The 7,993-nt window shown below is 65.8% G+C and carries 9 protein-coding genes; 7 read left to right on the forward strand and 2 right to left on the reverse strand.

Features of this window, described 5'->3' with window-relative positions; all coding sequences use genetic code 11:
• From flgK to EOD07_RS14275, 7 genes are all read left to right on the forward strand, one after another.
• Positions 1–1,346: flagellar hook-associated protein FlgK (flgK, locus tag EOD07_RS14245; protein WP_127235927.1), on the forward strand; the 1,346-nt coding region annotated here is incomplete at its 5' end.
• A 3-nt stretch (positions 1,347–1,349) separates the two neighbouring features.
• Positions 1,350–2,399, forward strand: a complete 1,050-nt coding sequence (locus EOD07_RS14250) for a flagellar hook-associated family protein (RefSeq protein WP_127235928.1) — start codon at positions 1,350–1,352, stop codon at positions 2,397–2,399.
• 31 nt (positions 2,400–2,430) lie between these two features.
• Complete coding sequence (gene flaF / locus EOD07_RS14255; protein WP_040989989.1) at positions 2,431–2,778, forward strand: flagellar biosynthesis regulator FlaF; 348 nt, start codon at positions 2,431–2,433, stop codon at positions 2,776–2,778.
• The gene (flbT, locus tag EOD07_RS14260; protein ID WP_127235929.1) at positions 2,775–3,212 is read left to right on the forward strand and encodes a flagellar biosynthesis repressor FlbT; all 438 of its coding nucleotides are present in this window, start codon (positions 2,775–2,777) and stop codon (positions 3,210–3,212) included. Before flaF ends, flbT begins: the two co-directional genes overlap by 4 nt.
• Position 3,213: 1 nt before the next feature.
• Complete coding sequence (flgD, locus tag EOD07_RS14265; RefSeq protein WP_027165132.1) at positions 3,214–3,621, forward strand: flagellar hook assembly protein FlgD; 408 nt, start codon at positions 3,214–3,216, stop codon at positions 3,619–3,621.
• A 23-nt stretch (positions 3,622–3,644) separates the two neighbouring features.
• Positions 3,645–3,911, forward strand: coding sequence for a flagellar biosynthesis protein FliQ (fliQ, locus tag EOD07_RS14270; protein ID WP_040989996.1), 267 nt, complete (start codon positions 3,645–3,647; stop codon positions 3,909–3,911).
• Positions 3,912–4,138: 227 nt separating this feature from the next.
• Positions 4,139–5,782, forward strand: a complete 1,644-nt coding sequence (locus tag EOD07_RS14275) for an MFS transporter (protein WP_127235930.1) — start codon at positions 4,139–4,141, stop codon at positions 5,780–5,782.
• 12 nt (positions 5,783–5,794) lie between these two features.
• On the opposite strand, the gene EOD07_RS14280 is transcribed toward EOD07_RS14275, so the two are convergent.
• Complete coding sequence (locus tag EOD07_RS14280; protein WP_127235931.1) at positions 5,795–7,180, reverse strand: FAD-binding oxidoreductase; 1,386 nt, start codon at positions 7,178–7,180, stop codon at positions 5,795–5,797.
• Between the two features lie 49 nt (positions 7,181–7,229).
• Positions 7,230–7,993 (reverse strand): chloride channel protein (locus EOD07_RS14285; RefSeq protein WP_164772244.1); only part of this gene is annotated, 764 nt, incomplete at its 5' end.

Consider the following 7,993-nt stretch of genomic DNA (forward strand, 5'->3'; position numbering starts at 1 on the left):
CCCGCCGCATCGCCGTGGTGACCAGCACGGCGCCCGGCGCCAGGGCGGTGGAAATCCAGCGCGCCGCCAATGATCTTCTGTTCCGGCAGAACCTCTCGGCGCTGTCGGCATGGAGCGGCCAGAGCGCGCTTTACGACGGCATGGATCAGCTCGATCTGTCGGTCAACGGGGTCGACAATGCGTCGTCCCCCTCCACCGCGATCGCCAACCTGCAGAAAGCCCTGCAGCTCTACGCCACCACGCCGTCGAACCAGAACCTCGGCACCAGCGTCGTCGACGCCGCCAAGCAAGTGGTGAATTCGCTGAACAGCGGCACCCAGGCGATCCAGGATTTCCGCACCCAGGCGGACAGCCAGATCGCCACCGCCGTCGACGATCTCAACTCGCTGCTCAGCCAGTTCCAGGACGCCAACAAAGCGGTCATCTCGGGCACGCGTTCCGGCACCGACGTGTCCGACGCGCTCGACCAGCGCGACGCTCTCCTGAAGAAGATATCGGAGTATGTTCCCGTCTCGACCTTCACGCGCGGCGACAACGACATGGTCATCACCACCAAGGACGGCACAACGCTGTTCGAGACCGTGCCGCGCTCGGTGACCTTCACGCCGTCGTCCGGCTATTCGGCCGGCACGGCCGGCAACACGATCTACATCGACAATGTGCCGGTCTCGGCCGGCACCGGCGACAACACCACCGCCGACGGCAAGCTCGCAGGCCTTCTGAAGCTGCGCGACGGCGTTGCCTCGACCATGCAGAGCCAGCTCGACGAAATCGCGCGTGGCCTTGTCACGGCATTTGCCGAGACCTCATCGTCGCAACCCAATGCGACCGGCCTGTTCACATGGTCGGGCGCGCCGGCGATTCCAGCCGCCGGCACGTTGGTCGACGGCCTTGCCGGCACGATCAGCGTCAACGCCGCCTTCGATCCGGGCGCCGGCGGCAACCCCGCGCTGTTGCGTGATGGCGGCGCCAACGGCGCGGCCTATGTCGCCAACACCGGCGGCGGCGCATCCTATGCGGACCTTCTGATCGGCTACTCCAGCAAGCTCGATCAGCCGATGGCCTTCGACAGCTCGGCCGGCATCACCGTCGGCTCCGGCGTCTCCGACTACGCGGCCAATGCCATCGGCTGGTTCGAAGGCGTGCGCCAGCAGGCCTCGACCAATGCGGACAGCAAGCAGGCGCTGGCGGCGCGCACGGCCGAGGCGCTGTCCAACGACACCGGGGTCAATGTCGACCAGGAGATGTCCCTGCTCCTCGACCTCGAGCACACCTATCAGGCCTCGGCGCATATGATGAAGACGGTAAGCGATATGCTGGACGCCCTGATGAGCGCGGTGGGATAATTCATGAAAGCGACAGGCGTTTCCTCTGCTGCCATTTCCAACGCGCTGCGTTACCAGCAGGCGAAGATGCAGGCCGACCTCGTCAAGGCGACGAAGGAATCGCAGACCGGCACGGTCGCCGATGTCGGCCTGGCGCTTGGCGCCCGCACGACCCAGGCCGTCACCTTCCAGCGCGATCTCGACCGGCTGAACGGCATCGTCGATTCCAACGCGCTCGTTTCGGCGCGCCTGACATCGACCCAGGATTCGCTCGGCCAGATCGCCGATACCGCCCAGAGCTTCCTGTCGGCGCTGACCAGCGGCGTCTCGGGCGACTCCTCGACCAGCATCCTGCAGACCGCCGGCGCCTCGGCGCTGCAGCAGATGACAGGCATCCTCAACACCAGCGTCAACGGCGAATATCTGTTTGCCGGCACCAACACCGACGTCAAGCCGATCGACGATTTCAACGCCGCCGGCTCGCCGGCCAAGGCCGCCTTCGACGCCGCCTTTTCGAGCTATTTCGGCTTTGCCCAGACCGACCCGGCGGCGGCCAACATCACCGCCGCGCAGATGGACGACTTCATCACCACACAGGTCGAGCCGCAATTCCTGGGCGCCGGCTGGCAAGCCAACTGGTCGAGCGCCACCGACGACCAGATCACCAGCCGCATCTCGCTCAACGAGACCACCCAGACCTCGGTCAGCGCCAATGAGCAGGGCATCCGCAAGCTTGCCATGGCGTCCGCCATGGTCAGCAGCCTGCTCACCGGCAATATCAGCGAGGCCGCCCAGAACGCCGTCGTCGGCCGCGCCCAGACGCTGGTCGGCGAAGCCATCAGTGGCATTACCCAGATACGGGCCGAGACGGGCATTGCCCAGCAACGCGTGTCCGATGCCAGCGACCGCATGAAAACCCAGGTCGACCTCTTCGAGAAGCATATCGTCGATCTCGAGGGCGTCGATCCGTCGGAGGCCGCGACCCGCGTCGCCGACCTGACGCAGCATATCGAGACGTCCTTCGCCTTGACCGCGCGTCTGCAGCAGCTCAGCCTGCTCAACTATCTGACTTGAACACCTAAACCGGAACGCCAGAGCGCCGACGATGTATCAATTCTCCTACGCCGACATCCAGACCGACTCCGTCGCCGATGCCAAGGACCGGGAGCGGCAGTTGCTCACCCGATCGATCGACATGCTGGCAGCGGCAGCCGCCGTCGGCACCGAATCGATGGAAGCGGTCGAAGCGCTGCATTTCACCAACCGCATCTGGACCACCTTCGTCGAGGATCTCGGCTCCAGCGACAACGCGCTCCCCAAGGAGCTTCGCGCCAACCTGATCTCGATCGGCCTGTGGCTGCTGCGCGAGACGGAAGACATCCGCCAGGGCCGCACCAACAATTTCGAAGGATTGATCGAGGTCTCCCAGATCATCCGAGACGGCATCCAATGACCAACACGCTGAAGATCTCGCTGAAGCCCAACGAGAAGATCTACGTCAACGGCGCTGTCATCCGCGTCGACCGCAAGGTCACCATCGAGCTGATGAACGACGTGCAGTTCCTGCTCGAAAGCCACGTCATCCAGGCCGACCAGGCCTCGACGCCGCTCAGGCAGCTTTATTTCATCGTGCAGATCATGCTGATCAACCCGGCAGGCGCCGCGGAGGCGCGCGACATGTTCCGCCGCTCGCTGCCGATGCTGATCGCGAGCTTCGACAACCAGGACATCTGCAACAGCCTGAAGCAGATCGACCGCATGGTCGGCGAGGACGATATCTATGAGGCGCTGAAGGCGATCCGCGCGCTCTATCCCCTCGAACGCAAGGCGCTCGAGGACAATGACGACATTCCCGAAACGCCCCGCGCACTGGCTGTAGGAGCATAAGATGGCCGTCGACATGACGACAACGATCCCGGTTGGCGCCAACCAGGCCAGCCAGCAGACCTCGAAGACGGCGGTGGACTACCAGTCGTTCCTGAAGCTTCTGATCGCCGAGATGAAGAACCAGGATCCAACCAAGCCGATGGATTCGACGCAATATGTTGCCCAGCTCGCCACCTTCTCCCAGGTCGAGCAGTCGGTGCAGACCAACACCAAGCTCGACCAGATCATGCAGTCCTCGGCCTTGTCGCAGGCCGACGCGCTGATCGGCCGCTCGATCACCTCGGCCGACGGCAAGACCACCGGCACGGTGGCTTCGGTGACGCTTTCCAGCAGCGGCCTGATCGCGGTGCTGCAGGACGGCACCCAGGTCCCGGTCGGCGCGGGCGTGTCGATCAAGCCGGCCGCCTAACCGGTTTCGCGCAGGGCCAGCCGATGAATGAGGCCGATGCCCTCGATATCGTCCAGTACGCGGTGTGGACGGTTCTCACCGCTTCCGCCCCCGTTGTGCTTGTGGCGATGGTGGTCGGCATCGGCATCGCGCTCATCCAGGCGCTGACCCAGATCCAGGAAATCACGCTGACCTTCGTACCGAAGATCGTTGCCATCATGCTGGTGGTAGCGCTGACCGGGCCGTTCATCGGCAGCCAGATCTCGGCCTTCACCAACGTCATCTTCGAGCGTATCGAACACGGCTTCTGACGCGAAGCAGACAAGCGCTTGGGCTTGCATGAGCAGCGACACGATAGGCCTGGCCGAGGCTGAAGGCGCGAAAATCGCGAAATTTTGGTCCAGACCGGCAAGATGCTTGGTTTAAAGCTTCGCCGACGCATTTTCGCCTTTGCCGTCCTATTGTTGGGTCGCACTCTTTGGCGAGTCGCCATCCCTTCGGGGCAAGGCGAGCCTGCATAGCGGACGAAGGCGCAACCATGATCGACGACGAGCCGGAAAGCGAACGCGTCTCCGCGCTGGCTCCGTTCCGGCATGGCATCTTCCGCGCCGTCTGGTCGGCCAGCCTGGTGTCGAATTTCGGCGGCCTGATCCAGGGCGTCGGCGCCGCCTGGATGATGACCACGATCGCCACCTCGCCCTACCAGGTGGCGCTGGTCCAGGCTTCGACCACCTTGCCGATCATGCTGTTCGCGCTCGTCGCCGGCGCCATCGCCGACAGCTTCAACCGCCGCAAGGTGATGCTGGTGGCGCAGACCTTCATGCTGGTCGTCTCGGCGCTTCTCACCTTGTTCACCTGGCAAGGCTGGATGACGCCCTGGACGCTGCTTGCCTTCACCTTCCTGATCGACAGCGGCACGGCGCTGAACAGCCCGTCATGGCAGGCCTCGGTCGGCGACATGGTGCCGCGCGCCAAGGTGCCGGCGGCGGTCGCGCTCAACTCGCTGGGCTTCAACATCACCCGCAGCGTCGGCCCGGCCATCGGCGGCATCATCGTCGCCGCAGCCGGCGCGGCCGCAGCCTTTGCCGCCAACGCCATCAGCTATATCGGCCTGATCCTCGTGCTTGCCCGCTGGAGGCCGGCGCTGCCCGAGCAAACCTTGCCGCGCGAGTCGCTCGGTGCCGCGATGGGCGCCGGCCTGCGCTATGTCGCCATGTCGCCCAACATCGCCAAGGTGCTGGTCCGCGGCTCGGCGTTCGGCTTCAGCGCCGGCGCGGTGCTGGCGCTTCTTCCGCTGGTGGCGCGCGACGTCGTCAAGGGCGATGCGCTGACCTATGGCATCATGCTCGGCGCCTTCGGCATCGGCGCGGTCGGCGGCGCGCTGATCAGCGTGCGGCTCAGGCAGTTGCTGTCGAGCGAAACGATGGTGCGCGCCGCCTTCGCCGGCTTTGCGCTCTGCGCCCTCGACGCCGCCGTCAGCCACAATGCCTGGCAGACATCGGCGGGCCTGCTGATCGGCGGCGCCTGCTGGGTGATCGCGCTCTCGCACTTCAACGTCACGGTGCAGATGTCGACGCCGCGCTGGGTGGTCGGCCGCGTGCTGTCGATCTACCAGACGGCGACCTTCGGCGGCATCGCGCTGGGCAGCTGGATCTGGGGCGTCGTCGCCGACGCGCATGGCGCCGAGATTGCGCTGATCGCGGCGGCGGGCGCCATGCTTGCCGGCGCGGCCATCGGTTTCTTCCTTCCGTTGCCGAAGCAGACGGTCCTCAACCTCGATCCGCTCAACCGCTTCAAGGAGCCGATGCTGTCGCTCGATCTCAAGCCGCGCAGCGGCCCGATCGCCATCATGATCGAGTACATCATCCGCGAGGAGGACGTGCCGGAATTCCTGGCGACCATGGCCGATCGCGGCCGCATCCGCCGCCGTGACGGCGCGCGCAACTGGACACTTGCGCGGGATCTCGAAAATCCGTCAGTGTGGATCGAGCACTACCACACGCCGACCTGGGTCGAGTATATCCGCCACAACCGGCGCGCCACCCACGCCGATGCCGTGGTCGGCGAACGCATTCGCGCGCTGCACAGCGGCGAGAACCCGCCGCGCGTGCGCCGCATGATCGAGCGCCCGACCACCGCCGGCACGACGCTTGTGTCGCCCAAAGGCCCGATCGATCACTGATCTTCCGGCCGATCAGTGGCCTGTAATGGCGTCGGCAAGGGCGGCAAGCTTCGAGGCGCGTGCAAGCCCCGCGGCCTCGCGCTGGTCGGCGATGCGGTAGAGCTGATACATCGAATGGACGCCCAACCAGCGGAACGGCTCCGGCTCCCAGGGCCGCACCTTGCGGTTGACCCACGGCAGCCGCGTCAGTTCGGTGTTCTGGCCGAGCACCAGATCGGTGAGCGTGCGCCCGGAGAGATTGGAGCTCGACACGCCGAGCCCGACATAGCCGCCGGCCCAGCCGATGCGCGTCGCGGGATCGAGGCCGACCGTCGTGCACCAGTCGCGCGGCACGCCGAGCACGCCGCACCAGGCGTGATCGATGCGGCACCCCGCCGTCTGCGGCAGAAGCGTCGTCAGGATCGTGTGCAGCTGGTCGATCGTCGCCTGCTGCGTCTGCCCGTTGACGTCGGTGCGCGAGCCGTAGCGGTAGGGCACGCCGCGTCCACCCATGGTGATGCGCCCCTCGCGCGTGCGCTGGGCATAGCAATAGGCATGCGCGGCATTGCCAAGCAGCTCATGCCCCTCCCAGCCGATCCTGCGCCAGAGTTCTTCCGACAGCGGCTCGGTGACGATCTGCGCGCTGTTGAGCGCCAGCCATGTCCGCTCCTCGCCAGGGATCCCGGCTGTGAACCCTTCCGTCGCCCGGATGATGGTTTCAGCCCGCACCGTGCCGCGGTCCGTGGTCACAAGGCCCTTGGCGATGGATGTCACGGTCGTCTTCTCGTAGATCGAAACGCCGAGACGCTCGACCGCCGCCGCGAGCCCTCTCACCAGCTTTGCGGGCTGCACGCGCGCCTGTCCATGGATGACGAAGCCACCCATGACGTTCCGGATGTTGATGCGCGCCCGTGTCGCCTCGGCGTCAAGCAGCTCGATGCGTTCGGGATCGGCGTCCCAGGCGCGGATCGTCTCGCATTCCTCGCGCACGCGTTCCAGCTGCGCCGGATTGGTGGCGACCGTCAGATTGTCGACGCGGCGGATGTCGGCATCGATGCCCTCTTCCGTCGCCACCCGGATCACCTCGTCGACGCAGCCTGCCATCGCCTTCTGCATGGCGGTGACGCCTTGCCGAGTCGAGGTCTTGAGATATTTCTCGCGCGACCAGCCGAAGCCGCCCGACAGCCAGCCGCCATTGCGACCCGACGCGCCGAAGCCGGCAAACTCCCGCTCGAGCAGCACGATGCGCAGCGAGGGTCTTGCCTTCTTCAGGTAATAGGCTGTCCACAGTCCGGTATAGCCCGCGCCGACGATCGCGACATCCGCCTCGATGTCGCCCGGCAAAGGCGGGCGCGGCGCGGGAATGTGACCCAGATCCGCATACCAGAACGAGATATCGCCGTTGCGCTTGACTTGCATGGGAAAGCTTCCGGGATTGACGTCTTATTGGCCGGGCTGTCGATCGGGGTCAACCCTCGCCCGACAGGTCGCGGCGCGCCTTGTCGAGCTCTTCGGCGTAACGGCGCATCAGGTGGCTTTCGGTGAGCAGGCCGAGAACGATGCGCTCGTCGAAGTCCTCGACCACCGCCAGTTCTTCGGCCCCGGTGCGCTGGAAGGTCTCGGCCGCGGTCTGGACGTTCATCGAAGGCACCAGCACCGCATCCTTGAATTGGGCCAGCGCGCTCACAGGCGTATCGCCGTCGGAGCGATCGCTGTGCAGTTCCGGCACCAGCAGCATGCCGACATATTGGTCGGCCTGCTCGACGGCGATGACGCGCTGTCCGGAGCCGAGCGGGACCTCCTTGCGGAATTCGGCGAGCGTGGTCGAGGCAGGGATGGTGCGGACATCCTTGCGCATCATCGAGCCGACAGTGAGGCTGCGCATCCAGCCGACGTCATGGGCGCTGCGGATCGTCTCGCCGCGCAGATGGAAGCGCCAGGTCGAGAAGGAGTAGCCGAAGGTCTCGCGCACCAGGATCGCCGACATGATCGAGGCCGCCAGCACCACGCCGGTGAGCGTCAGGTCGCGGGTCGATTCCAACGCCAGGAACGTCATGGTCAGTGGACCGCCGACGACGCCGACCGCAAGCGAGGTCATGCCGACGACGGCGGCGACCGCCGGATCGATGCCGGCCGACGGCGCGGTCATCGCCATGACGCCGGCAAAGACCTTGCCGAGCAAGGCCCCCAGGAACAGCGAGGCGAAGAACAGGCCGCCGCGGAAGCCGGAGC

Source organism: Mesorhizobium sp. M2C.T.Ca.TU.002.02.1.1, assembly GCF_003997225.1.

What these genes read in the sequence shown, in the direction of transcription:
- flbT (WP_127235929.1), top strand. Translation starts at nt 2,775, where the DNA reads ATGACCAACACGCTGAAGATCTCGCTGAAGCCCAACGAGAAGATCTAC.
- EOD07_RS14250 (WP_127235928.1), top strand. Translation starts at nt 1,350, where the DNA reads ATGAAAGCGACAGGCGTTTCCTCTGCTGCCATTTCCAACGCGCTGCGT.
- flaF (WP_040989989.1), top strand. Translation starts at nt 2,431, where the DNA reads ATGTATCAATTCTCCTACGCCGACATCCAGACCGACTCCGTCGCCGAT.
- EOD07_RS14280 (WP_127235931.1), bottom strand. Translation starts at nt 7,180, where the DNA reads ATGCAAGTCAAGCGCAACGGCGATATCTCGTTCTGGTATGCGGATCTG.
- EOD07_RS14275 (WP_127235930.1), top strand. Translation starts at nt 4,139, where the DNA reads ATGATCGACGACGAGCCGGAAAGCGAACGCGTCTCCGCGCTGGCTCCG.
- flgD (WP_027165132.1), top strand. Translation starts at nt 3,214, where the DNA reads ATGGCCGTCGACATGACGACAACGATCCCGGTTGGCGCCAACCAGGCC.
- fliQ (WP_040989996.1), top strand. Translation starts at nt 3,645, where the DNA reads ATGAATGAGGCCGATGCCCTCGATATCGTCCAGTACGCGGTGTGGACG.